The 17997-nt window shown below is 60.4% G+C and carries 16 protein-coding genes; 8 read left to right on the top strand and 8 right to left on the bottom strand.

Going from position 1 to position 17997, the window contains the following annotated elements:
- The first annotated feature begins 166 nt into the window (after window positions 1-166).
- Window positions 167-2356 (top strand): glutamine synthetase III family protein, encoded by a 2190-nt coding sequence (locus ACYU70_RS04085; RefSeq protein WP_342296468.1) that lies wholly within the window; start codon window positions 167-169, stop codon window positions 2354-2356.
- A 136-nt stretch (window positions 2357-2492) separates the two neighbouring features.
- On the opposite strand, the gene ACYU70_RS04080 is transcribed toward ACYU70_RS04085, so the two are convergent.
- Window positions 2493-3065, bottom strand: a complete 573-nt coding sequence (locus tag ACYU70_RS04080) for a hypothetical protein (RefSeq protein ID WP_342296469.1) — start codon at window positions 3063-3065, stop codon at window positions 2493-2495.
- A 187-nt stretch (window positions 3066-3252) separates the two neighbouring features.
- Between ACYU70_RS04080 and ACYU70_RS04075 the strand changes: the two genes are divergently transcribed.
- From ACYU70_RS04075 to ACYU70_RS04065, 3 genes are all read left to right on the top strand, one after another.
- Entirely contained in the window at window positions 3253-3618 is a 366-nt protein-coding gene (locus ACYU70_RS04075) for a hypothetical protein (RefSeq protein ID WP_342296470.1), read from the top strand.
- A gap of 37 nt (window positions 3619-3655) precedes the next feature.
- A complete protein-coding gene (locus ACYU70_RS04070; protein WP_342296471.1) occupies window positions 3656-4183 on the top strand; it encodes a PAS domain-containing protein in 528 nt (175 codons plus the stop codon).
- A gap of 112 nt (window positions 4184-4295) precedes the next feature.
- Window positions 4296-5270 (top strand): NAD(P)H-quinone oxidoreductase, encoded by a 975-nt coding sequence (locus ACYU70_RS04065; protein ID WP_342296472.1) that lies wholly within the window; start codon window positions 4296-4298, stop codon window positions 5268-5270.
- A 68-nt stretch (window positions 5271-5338) separates the two neighbouring features.
- Here ACYU70_RS04065 and ACYU70_RS04060 read toward each other — a convergent pair whose 3' ends face one another.
- From ACYU70_RS04060 to ACYU70_RS04045, 4 genes are all read right to left on the bottom strand, one after another.
- A complete protein-coding gene (locus tag ACYU70_RS04060; RefSeq protein WP_342296473.1) occupies window positions 5339-5944 on the bottom strand; it encodes a thioredoxin family protein in 606 nt (201 codons plus the stop codon).
- Window positions 5945-5980: 36 nt separating this feature from the next.
- Window positions 5981-6469: a TlpA family protein disulfide reductase gene (locus tag ACYU70_RS04055; protein WP_342296474.1), complete on the bottom strand. Its 489-nt coding sequence runs from the start codon at window positions 6467-6469 to the stop codon at window positions 5981-5983.
- Between the two features lie 70 nt (window positions 6470-6539).
- On the bottom strand, window positions 6540-7988 hold the full coding sequence (locus tag ACYU70_RS04050) for a phytoene desaturase family protein (protein WP_342296475.1): 1449 nt from the start codon (window positions 7986-7988) through the stop codon (window positions 6540-6542).
- Between the two features lie 47 nt (window positions 7989-8035).
- Window positions 8036-9559 carry a lipase maturation factor family protein gene (locus tag ACYU70_RS04045; RefSeq protein WP_342296476.1) on the bottom strand — a complete coding sequence of 508 codons (1524 nt, stop codon included), beginning with the start codon at window positions 9557-9559 and terminating at the stop codon, window positions 8036-8038.
- Window positions 9560-9883: 324 nt separating this feature from the next.
- Between ACYU70_RS04045 and ispG the strand changes: the two genes are divergently transcribed.
- Entirely contained in the window at window positions 9884-11872 is a 1989-nt protein-coding gene (gene ispG, locus ACYU70_RS04040) for a (E)-4-hydroxy-3-methylbut-2-enyl-diphosphate synthase (RefSeq protein WP_342296477.1), read from the top strand.
- Window positions 11873-11886: 14 nt separating this feature from the next.
- On the top strand, window positions 11887-12204 hold the full coding sequence (locus ACYU70_RS04035) for a hypothetical protein (RefSeq protein WP_342296478.1): 318 nt from the start codon (window positions 11887-11889) through the stop codon (window positions 12202-12204).
- Window positions 12205-12238: 34 nt separating this feature from the next.
- Here ACYU70_RS04035 and ACYU70_RS04030 read toward each other — a convergent pair whose 3' ends face one another.
- The gene (locus tag ACYU70_RS04030) at window positions 12239-12700 is read right to left on the bottom strand and encodes a YybH family protein (RefSeq protein ID WP_342296479.1); all 462 of its coding nucleotides are present in this window, start codon (window positions 12698-12700) and stop codon (window positions 12239-12241) included.
- A gap of 106 nt (window positions 12701-12806) precedes the next feature.
- On the opposite strand from ACYU70_RS04030, the gene ACYU70_RS04025 reads away from it, so the two are divergent.
- Both ACYU70_RS04025 and ACYU70_RS04020 read left to right on the top strand, forming a co-directional pair.
- A complete protein-coding gene (locus ACYU70_RS04025) occupies window positions 12807-12980 on the top strand; it encodes a DUF6728 family protein (RefSeq protein WP_198068543.1) in 174 nt (57 codons plus the stop codon).
- A gap of 11 nt (window positions 12981-12991) precedes the next feature.
- Window positions 12992-13342, top strand: a complete 351-nt coding sequence (locus ACYU70_RS04020; RefSeq protein WP_342296480.1) for an MmcQ/YjbR family DNA-binding protein — start codon at window positions 12992-12994, stop codon at window positions 13340-13342.
- A 116-nt stretch (window positions 13343-13458) separates the two neighbouring features.
- On the opposite strand, the gene ACYU70_RS04015 is transcribed toward ACYU70_RS04020, so the two are convergent.
- Together ACYU70_RS04015 and ACYU70_RS04010 are read right to left on the bottom strand one after the other, a co-directional pair.
- Window positions 13459-16074 (bottom strand): M14 family metallopeptidase, encoded by a 2616-nt coding sequence (locus ACYU70_RS04015; protein WP_342296481.1) that lies wholly within the window; start codon window positions 16072-16074, stop codon window positions 13459-13461.
- A gap of 161 nt (window positions 16075-16235) precedes the next feature.
- Window positions 16236-17894 carry a T9SS type A sorting domain-containing protein gene (locus ACYU70_RS04010; RefSeq protein ID WP_342296482.1) on the bottom strand — a complete coding sequence of 553 codons (1659 nt, stop codon included), beginning with the start codon at window positions 17892-17894 and terminating at the stop codon, window positions 16236-16238.
- Between the last annotated feature and the right edge of the window lie 103 nt (window positions 17895-17997).

Raw genomic sequence — 17997 nt, 5'->3', positions numbered from 1 at the left:
AAAGAGGGCAAAAATGAAAGGGTGTAACAGTAAAAAGAGGCGCAAAACGAGAAAAAGACTTAAGAATTCAGGGCGACTCGCTATGATTTGTGATTCATGTTTTATCTTTGCCCTCAGAATACGAACTCATCCGCTTCACTCTTTCCCCGTTTGGTAGTCAATTCTTATGGCCATCCTCCGCTTTAAAGCTTTAGAACTCGTTAATCTGCGCCGCCCCATTACCGTGGAGCCCGCCGCCGCCCGTCGCTCCGACAGCTTTGGGCAAAGCGTGTTCAATCTGGAAGCCATGCGGGCCACCATGCCCGGCGATTATTTCAAAAAGCTCCAGGCCGCCATCAAGCAGGGCGCTACCGTGGAGCGCAACGTGGCCGACGCCGTGGCCTCGGCCATGAAAACCTGGGCCATGGCCAAGGGTGCTACCCACTACACCCACTGGTTCCAGCCCCTGACCGGCGCCACCGCTGAAAAGCACGACTCGTTCTTCGACCTGAACTCCGACGGTCGGCCAATTGAAAACTTCAAAGGTTCGGCCCTCGTGCAGCAGGAGCCCGATGCCTCGTCGTTCCCCAACGGCGGCATCCGTAACACCTTCGAGGCCCGTGGCTACACCGCCTGGGACCCCACTTCGCCCGCCTTCATCATCGAAACCGTAGGTGCCAAAACGCTGTGCATCCCCACGATTTTCGTGGCTTACACCGGCGAAGCCCTCGACTACAAAGCCCCGCTGCTGAAGTCGCTGGCCCTGCTGGAAAAGTCGGCCCTCGACGTTTGCCACTACTTCGACAAAGACGTGAGCCGCGTGAACACCACGCTCGGCATCGAGCAGGAGTATTTCCTGGTTGACAAGGCGCTGTACGACGCCCGCCCCGACCTGGTGATGACCGGCCGTACCCTGTTTGGGCACACGCCGGCCAAAGGCCAGCAGCTCGATGACCATTATTTCGGCTCGATTCCGGCCCGTGTGCACGGCTTCATGCTGGAGTTTGAGGAAGAAGCTAACCTGCTCGGTATTCCGTTGCGCACCCGTCACAACGAGGTGGCTCCCAACCAGTTTGAGTGTGCCCCCACGTTTGAGGACGCTAACTTGGCCGTTGACCACAACCAGTTGCTGATGGACGTGATGGCCCGCGTAGGCGAGCGTCACAACTTCAAAGTGCTGCTGCACGAGAAGCCCTTCGCCGGCGTGAACGGTAGCGGCAAGCACAACAACTGGGCAATGAGCACCGACACCGGTGTAAACCTGCTCGCCCCCGGCCGTCGTCCCAAGGAGAACCTGCAATTCTTGGCCTTCCTCATCACCACCATCAAAGCGGTGCACCGCTACGCTGATTTGCTGCGTTCGAGCATCGCCTCGGCCAGCAACGACCACCGTCTGGGTGCCAACGAGGCCCCGCCGGCCATCATGTCGGTGTTCCTGGGTTCGATGCTGGACGGCGTGCTCGACGAGTTGGAGCGCACCGCCAAGCTGCCGCTTGACAAAGGCGACAACATTTACCTGAAGCTGGGCATCGACAAGATTCCAGCCATCCTGCTCGACAACACCGACCGCAACCGTACCTCGCCCTTCGCCTTCACCGGCAACAAGTTCGAGCTGCGTGCCGTGGGTTCGTCGGCCAACTGCTCCTCGGCCATGACGGTACTCAACACCATCGTTGCCGACCAGCTCATCGACTTCAAGGAGTCGGTTGACAGCCTCATCGAGCAGGGCAAGAAAAAAGAAGTGGCCATCGTGGAAATTCTCCGCGAGTATGTAATATCTTCGAAGAATATTCGTTTCGAGGGCAACGGCTACTCCGACGAATGGAAAGAAGAAGCCGAAAAGCGTGGCCTCAGCAACATTGCCACCACGCCCCAGGCCTTGGATGCTCTTGTTCGCGATGATGCGGCTGACCTGTTTGCCCGTCACGGCATCTTCTCGGAAATTGAGCTGCACGCCCGCCACGAGATTTTGCTGGAGGAGTACATGAAGAAAATCCAGATTGAAAGCCGCGTAATGGGCGATTTGGCCATCAACCACATCATCCCGACCGCGCTTTCGTATCAGACCAAGCTGGTGAACAACGTGCGCGGCCTGCGCGAGCTCGGCCTCGACGACGAGCACAGCCAGGTAACGCTGGAAATGATTAAAGCCATTTCCCGCTACGTTTCGACCATCAAAACCAACGCCGACGCCATGACGGAGGCGCGTAAAAAAGCTAACAAAATCGGAGACGCCCGCGCCCTGGCCGTAGCGTACTGCGAAGAAGTAAAACCAAAATTCGACCCCATCCGCCGCGCCGTTGATAAACTGGAGCAGATGGTGGCCGACGAGGACTGGCCTCTGGTGAAGTACCGCGAACTATTGTTCAGCCGGTAATTCGTCAGCGGACGGAATCGGGTCCGGTGTTGGGTGGGAATTCTCGCCGCGCCCCGGTTTTGAAAGAGCCATCTCGGGTGAGATGGCTTTTTTTGGTAAGCGGCCGCAATCGTTTGCAGTGGGGTTTGCTTTTGACTTATTCTGGAATTGTGTCTGCCTGACGAGGCTTGGCGGTTTTTCTGGCTTTAGGCGCGGGTGCGGCTAGTAGCAAGGGCAGGCGGGGCGTTAGGGCATCTTCGGCTTCATCAACCACTACTTCGGCGCTGCTGCCAGGGTCGGGTACCAGCATTTTCCAGGTAGCACTGCGCAGCTCGTCTAGCTTTTCCAAGGCGTCGCTGACTGTGGGATTGGCCTTTAGCTTATCAAACAAGCCGCTTTTGTTGCCCACGACAATCAGCTTTTCAATCACGAAGGGCAGCACCCAGCCCACCACGTTGGAGGCCAGCGCACCGCGCAAGCCCAGGCGGAGCAGCAGACGCACGGTCATTTGCTCGATGAGCAGGACGCGTGCGGCGGGCAGCGCTTTATCGGCCAGGAAATCGGCGACCAGCTTGAGGTTGCCTTTCTCTACTTCGGCCCGGAGCACGTCCTGCACGCTGTCGAGGGCACGGCCGGCCAGCTGGCGAAACAGGCGGCCTGTTTGCCAGGCCGCGAGGCCGGTGAAGCGGGCGGCACCGAGAAGGGTGGGCAGGAAGCGTGGTTTTTTCATGGATTGCAACGAATATCGGCCCTAATGGGCTGCGTAAGGAACGCAGCAACGCCCAAAGGGGTTAGGCGCTGCGGTAAGCAATGGTTTGCGGGAACTACTGAAAATTGGGGATTGGCCCAAAAATGTGGTAACCCATCTGCCATTTGCTTGTTAATTTTCCACCTAAGGGTGGCGCTTTTTCTTCTGTATGTCTGATTTGCTGCTGGATATAAATTTACAACATCTGCCCGATGACTATTTCGGCGGGGAATGGCAGGTGGCCAGCCGGGTGCTGAACCACAATGACCCCGCTAGTCCACTGGCACTGGCCGACCGGCTGGTGCTCCGGCCGGGTAAGGTAGAGGCCAAGCCCACGCCGCCCGGCCCCAGCCAAACCGGCAACTGGGCTGTGATGCGCGACGAGCTCATGAACCGGCCCTACCTCAACTTCGAGCTGCCCAACGAGGCTACCCGCGCCTTGGTCACACGCATGCGCCGCTCGGCCGATGGCTTGCGCAGTCAATTGAATCTGTATTTCGCGTCGGGCATGGAAATGCAGCTCGACCGCGCCTAAGCGTACTTTTATTTCGGTTTTTAAGCTTTTCTGATTCGTGAGCACACCGCAAGAAGTTACCCCGTTGCCCGCCATCGCCCAGAATGGGCTCGTAGGGCCTGAGCAGTTCACTTTCCTGGCCGATATGATTCCGCAATTGGTCTGGATTACTGACCAGAATGGGTTTCACACCTATTTCAACCAGCGCTGGACCAATTTCACGGGCTATGTGCTGGCCGACAGCGTGGGGCCGGATATGTGGAACAACCTGCTGCACCCCGACGACCGTGCCCGCGCCCGTGACGTATGGGGCCACTCGCTGGCCACCGGCGATAACTACAATATCGAATACCGCTTCAAAGCCAAGGATGGCTCGTACCGCTGGTTTCTGGGCCAAGCCCTGCCGCGCCGGGGCGAGAATGGCGAGATTATCGCCTGGTTTGGCACCTGCACCGACATCCAGGAGCAGCGCCAGATGCGTGACCAGCTCGAAGCCGCGTACTCGGACCTCGAAGCCAAGGTAATGTTCCGCACGCTGGATTTGGAGCGGGAAGTAAAACAACTGCGCGAAGCGGCGGGCAAATAGGCTTTAGCGAATAAGCATTGTTCAAAACGGCTCTTCGGAGCCGTTTTGCGTTAGTAGCGGTATCATCTGCTTATCCGTTGACCCGCTTGGGTCGCCCATTTTCCTGTTTCCTATGAATGCCATCGTTATCCAGCAGCCCGGCGGGCCGGAAGTTCTCCACTTGCAACAGCAGTCCAAGCCGCAGCCAGCGGCGCACGAAGTGCTCATCCGCGTGCACGCCGCCGGTGTAAACCGGCCGGATGTACTGATGCGCCAGGGCAAGTATGCCGGTAGCGGCGACGTAACCGGCTTGGTGCCCGGCCTGGAAATAGCCGGCACCATAGAATCCAGTGGGGCCGATGTGACCCGCTGGCAGCCCGGCGATGCCGTGTGCGCCCTGCTGCCCGCTGGTGGCTATGCCGAATACGCCGTGGTGGATGCTCGCCACTGCCTGCCCGTGCCCGCCGGCCTGAGCATGGTAGAGGCCGCTGCGCTGCCCGAAACCGTGTTTACAGTGTGGCACAACGTGTTTCAGCGCGGCGGCCTGCAGCCCGGCGAAACGCTGCTGGTGCACGGCGGCAGCAGCGGCATTGGCACCACGGCCATTCAGCTGGCGCGGGCGTTGGGCAGCCACGTGGCCATCACGGCCGGCGATGATGCCAAATGCTCGGCTTGTCTGGAGCTGGGGGCCGACTGGGCCATCAACTACAAAACCCAGGATTTTGAGGCGGTACTGAACGAGGCCGGCGTCGATGTGATTCTCGACATGATTGGCGGCGACTACATCGCCAAAAACCTGCGCCTGCTGAAGGACGACGGCCGCTTGGTGTTCGTGAATGCCATGCAAGGCGGCAAGGGCGAATTCAACGCGCTGGAGGTGATGCGGCGGCGGCTGAGCATCACGGGCAGCACGCTGCGGCCCCGCTCAGCCGAATTTAAAGCCGCGCTGGCAGCAGCCGTCGAGCAGCACGTGTGGCCGCTGATTGCGGCCGGCAAGTTCCGGCCGGTTATCTACAAAACTTTTCCGCTTGCGGAGGCTGCTGCTGCGCATGAATTAATGGAAAGCAGTGCCCATATCGGCAAAATTGTGCTGGAAGTAGGTGTGTAGTTCAAGCAAAAAGGCCCGTTCCATATCGTTTGGAACGGGCCTTTTTGCTTTAATGAAAAGCTAAACGCTTACGCCCGCTTCCATTTAATGCCGCAGCCGATGGCCTTGGTTTCGCTGGTAGTGGCGGGCTTGACGGCCAGAATTTCCGTCATGGCATTTTCCACGTACTTGGTTTTCGCCAGTTTAGCGTCTTCCGAATTATCGTCGATGGCCCCGATGTAGGACACCACAAAATCCGTCCCCTTACGGGTGAGCACGAAGAGGTGCGGCGTGCGCGTGGCACCGTAGGTTTTGGCCACTTGCTGCGACTCGTCCTGCAGGTAGGGGAAGGCGTATTTCTTGCTTTGCATGGCAGCGTAGGAGTCGCTGGGGGCCACGGCCGGGTCGTTGGGGTTGATGGCTACCACGGGGTAGCCCAGCGGCGCATATTTGGTGTTCAAGTCGATGATGCGGCTTTCGTAGGCTTTGGCGAAAGGGCAGGTGTTGCAGGTGAATACCACAATGTAGCCTTTGGCAGCTTTGTTATCAGCCAGCGACACCATTTTGCCGTCGATGTTTTTTAGCTTGAAATCGGCGGCTTTATCTCCGACTTTGTATCCGTCGGCCAGTGGGCGCAACACGAAGCTGCTCAGTAATATGAAGCAGAGGGCGAGGAATGTCAGGGCTTTTTTCATGGCTCAAAGAGATTGCGGGGTGTTCTTTAAAGATAGTTATTGCTGAATGTTTTTCAGGGCTGCCTGGAGCTCGGCGGCTGACAGCTCGCGCTCGAAGGTGGCGCGGCGTTTGGTCTTGTTGTTGAAAATCAGGGTAAAGGGTAGCGCACCTGACCATTTGACGTCCACTTTGGAAATCCATTCGTTGGGGTCGGGCTCGTTCAGTAGCAGCACCTCCGATTTCAGGCCGCGCTGCTTCACGAAGGGTTTCACCTTCTTGTCGAGTTGCGAAGCGTAGTCCAAGCTTACGAGCAGGATTTTTACTTTTTTGGTAGCATTAGCCACGCGCAGCTGCTCGAAATTGGGCAATTCTTTCACACAGGGCGCGCACCAGGTAGCCCAGAAATTCACCACGTAGGTCGTGTCCGTAGGCCGTGCCAGGCGCTTTTGCAGCTCCGGAAATCGGATGACAGTTATCTGCTGGGCAAATGCAGAGGCGGAGCAGAGCAAGCTGCCGCCCAGAACAAGGATTTTTATCAGACGCATTAAATATGAGCAGCGGGGGCGTTCCTCCACAGACAGGCAAGTGCGGCCGGAAGTTGCGCCCGGCCCTGATTTACGCCCCATACAGCGGCGGCGCGGGCAGCCGAAATACATCGCGCAGGGCGCGGCGGGCGGCGTAATAGCCGCACATGCCGTGCACGCCCCCGCCGGGTGGTGTGGCCGAGGAACACAAATATAGCCCGCGTTGCGAGGTGCGGTAGGGCGATGCCCGTAGCGCCGGGCGCGTGAATAACTGGCTGATGTCCAATCGTCCGCCGTTGATGTCGCCGCCCACATAGTTGGGGTTGTATTCCTCCATCTGGGCGGTGTCGAAAGTGTGGCGGGCCAGAATGCGCTCCCGAAAGCCGGGTGCAAAGCGTTCGACTTGGCGCTCGATGGCGGCGGTCATGTTCTGGCGCGAGCCGTTGGGGACGTGGCAGTAGGCCCAGGCGGTGTGCCGCCCGGCCGGAGCGCGAGTGGCGTCGAAGAGGCTTTGCTGGGCCAGCAGCACAAAGGGCTTTTCTGAGTGCTGGCCGCGTGAGGTGGCTTGTTCGCTGGCGGCGATTTCGGCCAGCGTATTGCCCAAATGGATAGTGCCGGCCCGGGCACATTCAGGCGCGGTGAAGGGAATTGGTTCGGCCAGTGCCCAGTCGATTTTGAAGACCCCCATGCCGTAGCGGTAGCGCCGCAACTGCCACTGGTAAATACTCGACAGGCTATGCCCGGCAATCTGAAGCAGCTGCGCTGGGGTCACATCAAAAAGCACGGCCCGCGCCGACGGCAGCTGCGCCAGTGAACGCACAGACGTGCCGGTTTCAACCCGTCCGCCCAGGGCCACGAAATGCGCCACCAGCGCATCGGCAATTGCTTGGGAGCCGCCTTTGGGCATTGGCCAGCCGCCGCGGTGGGCCGCAATCAGCAGCACCAACGCAATGGCGGAAGTGGTCAGGTTGCTCAATGGCTGGATGGCGTGGGCGGCCATGCCGGCCAGCAAGCCTTTGGCTTTTTCACCCGTGAAGCGTCGCGCCAGCATCGTGGCCGGTAGCAGCGCCGAGAGGCCAAAACGAGCCATATCGAGCGGGTGCCGGGGGAAATGCAGCGGGGCCAGCACGTCGTTGGCAATGTTGGGCCACTGGGCTACAAACGGGCCGAGCAGGCGCTCATAAGCAGCGGCATCAGAGCCGAGGCTACGGGCGGTATCGGTCAGAGAAGCCGCAATGGCAGCAGTGCCGTCGTCGAACGGGTGCGCGGCGGCCACGGGCGGCGTAATGTACTTGAGCCCGTAGCGCGCCAGCGGCAGCGTCTGAAAAAAGGGCGAAGCCGCCGCCAGCGGGTGAATGGCCGAGCAGATATCGTGGTGAAAACCGGGCAGCGTCAGTTCGGCCGTGCGCAGGCCGCCGCCGATTTTCTTTTTGCCTTCGAGCAGCAATACCGACAACCCCGCTTGCTGTAGCACGATGGCCGCCGCCAGCCCGTTGGGGCCGGAACCGACGACGACGGCATCATAGGTGGGCGTGCTCATGCAGTACGGGATTGGGTTTGAGGCAAAGGAGCGAGAGGTTTCCCGGCTTAAGGTCCCCAGCCCGACCGTCGCAGGAACTCAACCAAACGCGGGTCATCGGCCGACAGCGGCACCAGCCACATATCAACCCGTTCCCGCTGCCACCACTGGCCCTGCGGGTTATCGGGCCGGGCAAACTTGTAGCGGTACCGCACGGCCCGAATATAGCGCGGCGGCTGGCCGGGAAACGGGTTGCGGGCAAATAAACTGACCGCGTTGGGGTCGTTGTGCAGGAGTTTCGACACCAGATTTACCGTCCAAGGATAATCGGCAGGCGAGGCCATAGCGGCAAACCACATCTGCCAGTCGAGCCGCAGTTGGTAGGGCGCGATTTGGGGCGGGCGTTGGTCAAGGGCCACAGGGAGGCCTTTGTAGGGGTAGGGCTGCCAGGTGGCGCTGTCGTTGGGAATGGTGTCGCGGGTGCCTTCAAATACCACGTTCAGCCGCTCCCGGCCCACTGTGCCGAAGGCTCCGTAGGTGTTCACCAAATCCAGCGGGTCGAAAGAGGTGTTCATGATTTGGCCCGGCGAAACCATGTTCAGCGCCGGCCGGATGCTGAGCAGGGTGACAATCGCCGTGACCACCCAGGCCGTGGTGCGCATGGGGCGCGATTCCTCGGCCTGCGCCGCCGCAGCCGCAGCCCGGCGTACCAGCGGCTGGGGCAGCAACTTGGCCCAGAAGCCGTCGTCGAAACAAGCGAGGGCCGGCACGATGGTCAGCCAGTTCAAAAATGACAGGTTGCCGCTCAGAATTAGGGTTGTCTGAAACAGTATCATGACTACGCCAGCCGCATGCCGGGCCACGCGCGGTCCGAAAGCAAAACAGGGTGCCAGCAACTCGGCCAGCCAGTTGAACCACACGCCCAGTCGCAGGGCCGCGCGTGGCAAAAAGTGGAACCACCGGCTCAGCGGGCCGGGTATGGGCTGGGTTTCGAAGTGGTAGTAAAGCGCGGTGCTGTTGCGCCAGACGTCATCGCCGCGCACCTTGATGAGCCCGGCCCCGAGCATGACGCGCACCACCACCCAGCGAAACAGCACGATGATGGGCATGGGTGGAGCATACTTCGGAAAAGGCCGCCCATCGAGCAAAGGGCACAGAAAAATGGCCAGAAACCCGGTTTCGGTCAGCTGAATTTCCCAGCCGTAGCTATACCATTCCTGCCCCACGTGCACGAAGGACATGTACAGCCCCCACAGCACCGCCAGTAGCAGCGCGTTGGCATAGCCGGCCGCGACAATGCAGGAAAGCCCGAATCCCAGCCAAGCCGCCGTCAGCAAAGCCGCATCGGAATGGCCGAGCCAGAAAATGGACGGCAGCCGCACAAAGCCCGCACCCGCCGACCCCAGCACTACGCTTGCTCGCTTCAGAAAAAGCCCCACCGGCAGCAGCCCATGTTCCCCAATTAGCGGCACAATCTGATTGATGGCCACCAGAAATGCCACCGCATACAATGAGCCCAATAGGCGCAAAATGACGAAGCGCGTGAGCCAGTAGGTCGGCGCGGGCGGCGTAGTGGAAGCCTCGGTTTCCATGTTGATGCGCACCAATGGAACGGGAACAGCTCAGCAGGCAGCTCGCTGCATTTTACTATATACCCGTTTTTTGCGCTGCGGTTGGGGGTGGATTATCTGCAAATACCTAATATGAAAAACGTTAGGAGCTAAATCTGCTTACCGTTGAGGCAGGCCCGGCGGCCGTCTGGGGCGATGGCGGCCAACGCTTCAAACGGAAATCAGGCCGGCTCGCAAGCTTCTTCCGCTCCCCGACATTGCGCATGTGCGCCACGCGGCCGCCCGTTACCGCTTTACCTTTGCGCTACCGCGCAACTTTCGCCTGCCGACCCTAGTTTTTGCCTCATGAATAAGACGTATTGCCCCAGCCTCACCGAATACAAGCGCCGCGTATCGCGCGTGGTCAACATTGGCGGCGTGCCGATGGGCGGCGACTACCCCATTCGCGTGCAGAGCATGACCACCGTGGATACGATGGACACCATGGGCTCGGTGGAGCAGACGCTGCGCATGGTGGAAGCCGGCTGCGAATACGTGCGCATTACCGCGCCCAGCATGAAGGAGGCCCAGAACCTGCTGGAAATCAAGAAAGAGCTGCGCAAGCGCGGCTGCAACGTGCCCCTCATCGCCGACATCCACTTCACGCCCAATGCCGCCGAGCTGGCCGCCCGCATCGTGGAGAAAGTGCGCGTGAATCCCGGTAACTATGCCGATAAAAAGAAATTTGAGGAGATTGAATACACCGATGCCACCTACGCGGCCGAGGTTGAACGCATCCGCGAGCGGTTCCGGCCGCTGGTCCAGATTTGCAAGCAGCACGGCACGGCCATGCGCATCGGCACCAACCACGGCTCGCTGAGTGACCGCATTCTGAGCCGCTACGGCGACACCCCGCTCGGCATGGTGGAGTCGGCGCTGGAATTCCTGCGCCTCTGCGAGGAAGAAAACTACTACGACGTGGTGCTAAGCATGAAAGCCAGCAACACCCAGGTGATGGTGCAGGCCTACCGCCTGCTGGTGCAGAAGCTCGATGAGGAAGGCCTGCAACCCTACCCGCTGCACCTGGGCGTGACCGAAGCCGGCGAGGCCGAAGACGGCCGCATCAAGAGTGCCGTGGGCATCGGCACCCTTCTGGAAGATGGCCTCGGCGATACCGTCCGCGTGTCGCTCACCGAAGCGCCCGAGGCCGAAGCCCCGGTGGCCCGCATGCTGATTGACCGCTACATCGGCCGCGCCGCGCAGGCCCAGCCCATTAAGCCGCTGGAAGGGGAGGTGCCGATAAATCCGTTCCAGTATTTCCGCCGCCACACGCACGAGGTGGCCAATTTTGGAGGGCAGAATGTGCCGCGCGTCATCGTGAGCATTGCCCGCCTGCCCCGCGTGGAGTATGCCGACCTGAGCGCCGTGGGCCATTTGTATTCGCCGTTTCTGGACAAGTTTCAGATGGCCGACCACGGGGCCGACTACGTGTTCAGCGGCGAACGTCCGGTGCCGTTTATGCTCCCCAACGGTCTCAAGGAAATCGTGACGTACTCGGCCTGGCGCGATGCGGGCAGCCGCCCGCACCACTTCCCGGTGCTCACCGCCGACCGCTACGTGGAGGATGGGCCGCGGCATCCGCAGCTCAATTTCCTGCTCATCAGCCTCGATGCGCTTGATGCGGCCATGCTACAACAGCTGCGGCAGGATACGACCGTGGTGCTGGTGCTGCACACCACCAACGCCCACGCCATGCCGGAACTGCGCCGGGCCTTCTTCGAGCTGATGAAGCACGAAGTAACCTGCCCGGTGGTCATCGCCCGCTCGTTTCCTGACCAACCTGTGGAGCAAACCCAGCTCGACGCGGCCACCGACGTGGGCGGCCTGCTCATCGATGGCCTGGGCGATGGCGTGGTGCTGGGCGTGGAGCTGCTGAGCAACCGCTCGCAGGAGGAATGGCTCGATACGGTGAGCGGCCTCAACCAGCTCTCGTTCGGCATCCTGCAGGCGGCCCGCACCCGCATGAGCAAAACCGAATACATCAGTTGCCCCAGCTGCGGCCGCACCCTGTTCGATTTGCAGGAAACCACGGCCATGATTCGCAAGCGCACCGACCACCTCAAGGGCATCAAAATCGGCATCATGGGCTGCATCGTGAACGGCCCTGGCGAAATGGCCGATGCCGACTACGGCTACGTGGGCGTGGGCAAGGGCAAAATTTCCCTCTACCGTGGCCAGGAAGTCATCAAGAAATCGGTGCCCGAGGAACGAGCCGTGGACGACCTGATTGAGCTCATGCGCGAGGACGGGCGCTGGATTGAGAAGGAGGTGTTGGGCGAGCCGGTGGGGGCGTAATTATTTTCCTCAGCATGGAAATCCAGCTTTTTGCAGGCTCAATCAAGCTGGGAATAGTTGATTCAAAAATTATTGATGACTCAATGGGTATAGTCGGGGGAATACTTCAGCCTTCGCCGGCTTATTTCTCGGATTTCCAGTCCTTTTTCCGCGCAAATACGCAAGCGCCCGATTGGCAGGCATTAGCAGATTTAGAATTAACAGGGCTTTTTTCACTTGGTGAAATTCTTGAATGCGACGGAGGTATTTGTCTTACCGATGTTGAAGAGTATAGTGAAATTAGCGTAGAATTCTGTGGCCTCAATCAGCGCATTATGAGCATAATTCGATGATAATTAACATGCTGCGGATAGTTGAATCAATAAGCTACTTACACTTCTCCTTGCGCCGCGTATCGATAATATGCGCGATTTTCCAGCCGTCGGCTAGCTTCACCAACTGGAACGAGTCGTAGCCGCAGTGGCTGAATTTGCTGCCTAGGTAGAACTCGTAGGGAGCCCACACGCTGGCCAGATTGGCATCAATTAGCACCCGCTCGAATTGCACCCGCTCGTCCCATATTTCGGGGTGGGGCGTGCCCACGGCTTTCAGGAAGCCGTTGATGGCTTCGATTTCCAGCGTGGGCGGCTGGCCCGGCTTGCCGCTAAAACCGTGGAATACCGCCGCCGGGGCCAGCGTGCGGCGCACGGCGGTGCTGTCGCCGCGCCGCATACCGTCGAAAAAGGCAGTGACGATTTGCTTCACGGCCTCGGTTTCGGAGAGGGCTTTTTGGGCGTGGGCGGCGGGCGCAGCGGCCACCAGCAGCAACAGGAGCGGAAAAAACTTCATGCGTTTCGAGGTTTAAGGATGCTCAACGACGAGGGAAAGCCGGCCGCATTGCAAATCTTTCTGGCGCGGCGGGTGTTACCTTAGCTACTCCCAAACTTGCTTTGATATGAACGGCAAAAACCTCTTCAATTTCGGCCCGGTCCTCGGCTACTATTTCCGGAAAAACGACCCCAACCGCAAGAACAACTTCAACCTGAAGACCATGCACTTCATCAATAAGCTCAGCTTGGCTATGTTTCTGGTGTGCCTGGTGGTGATGCTGTTCCGTTACGTGCTGTAGTCCAGGGTAGGATGAATATTGAGGATTTCCGCGACTACTGCCTGCTGAAAGCCGGCGTGACCGAAGAAACGCCCTTCGGCCCCGAAACGCTGGTGTTTAAAGTCGGCGGCAAAGTGTTTGCCCTGACTGATATCGACACATTCGGCAGCATCAACCTGAAATGCGACCCCGAGCGCGCCGAGGAGCTACGCGAAGCGCACGACTACGTGCGGCCCGGCTACCACATGAACAAGAAGCATTGGAACACGGTGCTCATCGGCACGGGAGCCCCAGAAAGTCAACTGCGCGAGTTGATTGACCACTCATATGACCTGGTGCGGGCCTCGTTGCCGAAGGCCGTAAAGGCGACGCTGGAAATGTAGCTTGGACTCTGCGAGTCCGAGCCGCAAGCGTAGCGAGCATCTGGAACCGAATAAATTCAGACGCGAGATGCTCGCTCTGCTCGCGGCTCGGACTCGCAGAGTCCAAGCTACGTGTGTTACTGCCCGACCAAGAAAACGGCGTTGCCAAACATCAGTTTCCCGCTCTGCCAGAAGGCGCGGAACAACGGGTTGTCACCCAGATACACTACCGAGCCGCGGCCCAAATCCTGGGTGCCGACTACAAACGTATCAGCAAGCTCCTTGCGGGCCTTGGTGCCGGTGAAACCGGCTGAATAACTGTCCTTTTTGATGACGCCTACGTTCCAGCCGCCTTTGCCCAGGAAGTTGTAGTTGAGCGGGTTGCGCACCAGGGCGAAGTAGGTGTCGCCGTAGCCGAAGGCCAGCGGGTGAGTATTGTCGAGTTGCACGCGGTAGATGCTGCCCTGCACGGCGTCTTCGGCTTCCTCGCGCTCGGCGTCGCCGTAGCGGCGTAGCAGGCGGTAGGGGTTGGCCTTCAGGTCTTTTTTAATGGCGGTGGAATCGGTGGTTTTGGGTTTTAGCAGGAAGTCCTTTTTGCTGGATAGGAATTTGGCCGCACCTTCGAGGGCGATGAGGCGGCCGCCGTCGCGCACCCAGGCTTTCAGGCTTTCGAGGTTGCGGTCGTTGTACACGTCGGCGTAGCCGCCATTGGGCAGGATGAGGACGTCGTACTTATTCAGCGACACGCGGCTGAGGTAGTCGGTGCCGAGCACCGTGAGCGGGTAGCCAAGCTGCTGCTCGAAGAAGTGCCAGACCTCACCAAAGGCGGTGGCATCCACGCCGGGGCCGGCCACTACGGCCACGTTCGGCTGCTTCACGAAGTGTACCGAACTGGAGCCCAAATCACGCCCCGAGGTTGAAAAGCCCGATTTCACGGCCATGACGGTGGTGCCGGCCGAGTCGGCCTGGGCGCGCACCAACTGGTCGAACCGCGCCCCGAGGCCCTCGTTGCCGGTGCGGGTGATGATGAGAGTACCGGGGGCGTACTGCTGGCCTTCTGACTCGAAGGCTTTTTCGGCGTAGCGCACCTTCACCTTCTGTTGCAGCAGGCGGCTGAGGAAGCGCACGTCCTGCAGGCTATTCCAGCGGGCGAGGTAGGCGTAGGGACGGTCGGCGGTGGCGGCGCTGCCCTTCACGCTGGCCGTGGCGGGCACGCTGGCTGAGGCGTCGAGGCGGCCGGCTACGGCGTAAGATTTCAGACCGAAGGCGTAAGGCAGGGCCCAGGACGTGATGTCGTAGGTAAGAGAATCTTCAAGCTGTGATTTTGGCTCAAACAGCACCTTCACCAGCGTCGATTTGGGCTGGTACATGCTGATAACCACGTCACGGGGCTCAATGGTGACGTCGCCGGTTTTGCCAGTGGTGTAGTTGAAGCCGCGAGTTTTGGTGCGCTTCGGGGCGTAGCCGTAGCGAATCTGATTGCGGTCGAGGTACTGGGTGAAGGCGCGGAGCTGGCCGGGGTCGTTGCCGGCCGCCATCACGTAGCTTTTGAACTCGCCCTGGGGCTTGCTGGCGGCGTTGGCGAAGTAGCTCTGGAACTCACGCACCAGGTCATCGTGCCGCTCGGCGGTGGCCTGGATGGTGGCGCGGCTGGCGGCGTGGTGGTGCGCAATGCGCTGGGCCAGCGTCAGGGTGTCGCCGTCGAGGCGGGCGTAGGCAACGCCGGCAGGGCCGCCGCCGCCCTGCTCATAGGTCATGCCGATGGCACCGTTGAAGCTAGGCCAAGTGTCGCCGTAGGTGGGCGCGTAGAGGTCATAGACTTCGCGGGTGAAGTACAGCCAGTTATTCTTGTCGAAGGCTACCTTGTTGTAGTCGCCCAGCACGCCCTGGAACTTGCGCTGCCAGGCCGTGAGGTCGGCGTGGTAGGGCTTGGCGGCGGGGGAGAAGTAGTAGGTGTTGTTCGGGCCCATTTCGTGGAAATCGGCGTGGACCTCGGGCAGCCACTGGTTGTAGAGGGCAATGCGCTGGCGGGTTTCCTGCTGGGTTTGCCAGGCCCAGTCGCGGTTCAGGTCGAAGTAGTAGTGATTGTAGCGGCCACCGGGCCAGGGCTCATGGTGCTCCCAGGAATCGGGGGCAGCGTTGATGGACTGGTTGCGCACGCGGTTGTACCAGTTCACGTACCGGTCGTGGCCGTCGGGGTTGATGCAGGGGTCGACTACAACGACGGTGTTTTTTAGCCAGTCCTGCATCTGCTGGTCCTGCGGGTTAGCCAGGTCGTAGAGCACCTGCATCACGGCTTCGGAGCTCACCGCTTCGTTGCCGTGTACGTTGTAGCTTAGCCAGCACACGCCGGGCAGTTGGCGCTGGGCGCTGCCGCTTTCGAGGCCGGCGAGGCGCAGGTTGTTATGGCGCACGTCTTCGAGCCGGCCAAAGGTTTCCGCGCTGGCAATCTGCACCACTTCCAGCGGGCGCTTCTCGTAGGTGCTGCCGTAGCGCACCAGCTTCATGCGGCCGGGCGTGTGGGCGGTGATGTGGGCCACGTAGCGTAGCAGCTCGGCGTGGGGCGTGAACTGCGCACCCAGCTTATAGCCCAGGAATTGCTCGGGCGTGAGCAGCGGTCCGGCGTCAGGGGCATTCAGGTTCTGGGCGGCGCTGCCAAAACTCAGCAACACCGCCAGCCCGGTGGCCATTGCTCCGAAAACCTGTCGCCAGATGCGAAGGAATATGAAATGCAGCCAGGAAAAATTAGTCATTTACAAACGAGAAATTATTGGATAACAAACCTACTGCTTGCCTGTGAAAAGAGGCTGCCACGCTACCTCAGAAAATAAACACCGGCCCCCATTGTTTCCCATAAAAAAAAGGGACTACCGAATTCGGTAGTCCCTTTTTTTATTAGGAGAAATAAACAGCCTTACTTCACCACGAGGCGATTGGTCCACTGCTGGCCGTTGGGAGCCGTGGCTTGCACCACGTACACGCCCGTTGCCAGGCCCGCCAATAACAAGCTGGCACCCGCTGGCTGCCGCACCACCCGGCCCAGCGCATCGGTGAGGGTGAGGGAAGTGCCGGCCGGCAACTGCGGCAAATTGACCGATTCGGTGGCCGTGGCGGGGTTGGGGTAGAGGGCCAGCGGAGCCACCGGCTGCGCCCCGCGCGTGGCCGTGACCACCGTGCCCAGGTGAGCCACGAAAAGATTTCCAACGGGAGCATTTTGGCCGGTGAGGGCGGTGGTGCCAAACAAGCCGGCCCCGTTCAGGATACCGGCCACCGCTAGGCGGTTGGTGCCATCGAGCGATACGTACAGCGGCGATTCGTCGCCGACACCGCCGGTTTTAGCCGACCACTGCACGTTGCCGGCGGCGGAGTAGCTCACAATCAACCCATCGAGGCCGCCGGCGTTGGCCATCGTAGCGGCACCCAGAGTGCCCTGGCCGCTGAACTGCCCGGCGGCGTAGATGTTGCCGGCTGCATCGGCCGTCACGCCCCGGTAGGCGGCGCCCACGGTGCCGCTCAAGCCGCGCACCCAGCTGCTGGCTCCGGTGGCCGGAGTCAGCGCCCACACGTAGCCGATGGGCACGCCCGCCGGGCTGGTCAGGGCCTGGCTGCCGAAGGTGCCGTTTCCTGCCACGAAACCCGGCACTACCAGCCGGCCGCTGGCGTCGAGGGCGGTGTTGCCGGCATAGTCGAGGCCGGCGCTGCCGGCCCGCTGCAACCATTGCGGCGTGCCCTGGGGGTTGTATTTCACCACCACAATGTCGGCGTCGCCGTAGCCGGTGGGCATGGTTAGGTTGCCAAAGCCGGCGGCGTTGGCATTGCAGGTCCAGGTGAGGTACACGTTGCCGCCGGGCTCTACGGCCAGGCTGCTGTAGTAAAAATTGGTGCCGGTGCCGGTCGGCGCTGCTGACCGGCCGCCCTGCTGGGCCCACAGCGGGGTGCCCTGCGGCGAGATTTTGACCAGAAACTGGTCGAAAGCCACGCTGGTGCCCACCACGGGCGTGGTGAGCGTGAAGCTGCCAAACGTGGCACTGAGGCCAAACGTCCCGCTGATGTAGCTGTTGCCGGCCGCATCCAGGGCCAGGTCGGCCAGGATGAGGGGGGAACCGCTGCCCACCTCCGTCATGGAAAGCACCGCCCCCTGGGCATCGAGCTGGGTGAGCACCACCACCGGCCCGAAGCTGTTGCTGGCAAACGTGGTGTTGCCCAGCAGCGCCCCATCGCTCGACATGCCCACCAGCGTCACTTTGCCGGTGCCGTCAATCAGGACTTTCTGAAATCCATCGTTGAAAAAACCGGCCAGCTGCCGCGACCACAGCAGCGCGCCCGTCGCATCATACTTGGCCACGAAACCATCCTGGCCGGAACTGGTGGTGAGGACCGTGCCGGGGGCCAGCGTGAGCGGCTGGCTGAAACTGCCCGCCAGGTAGGTATTGCCAGCGGCATCGGTGGTCATGGTGCCGGCACTGGTCAGGTTGCTGCTGGCGAGCATTTTTGCCCAGGTCCAGGCCGGGGCCGTTTGGGCTTGAGCACCCAGGGAGAAGGCACTCAAGAGAAAGGGTAATAGTTTTTTCATGAAAAAAGTTGGTGAATAAAATACGGACAAAGATACCCGCAGCATTCACCCGCCAGCTATGCTAAAAAATAAAATTCCAGCATTTTTCAAGTGGATTAATTCG

This window comes from Hymenobacter segetis, assembly GCF_054776495.1.
Note: the sequence above shows the minus strand (reverse complement) of the source record. Positions and strands in the feature narration are given on the sequence as shown.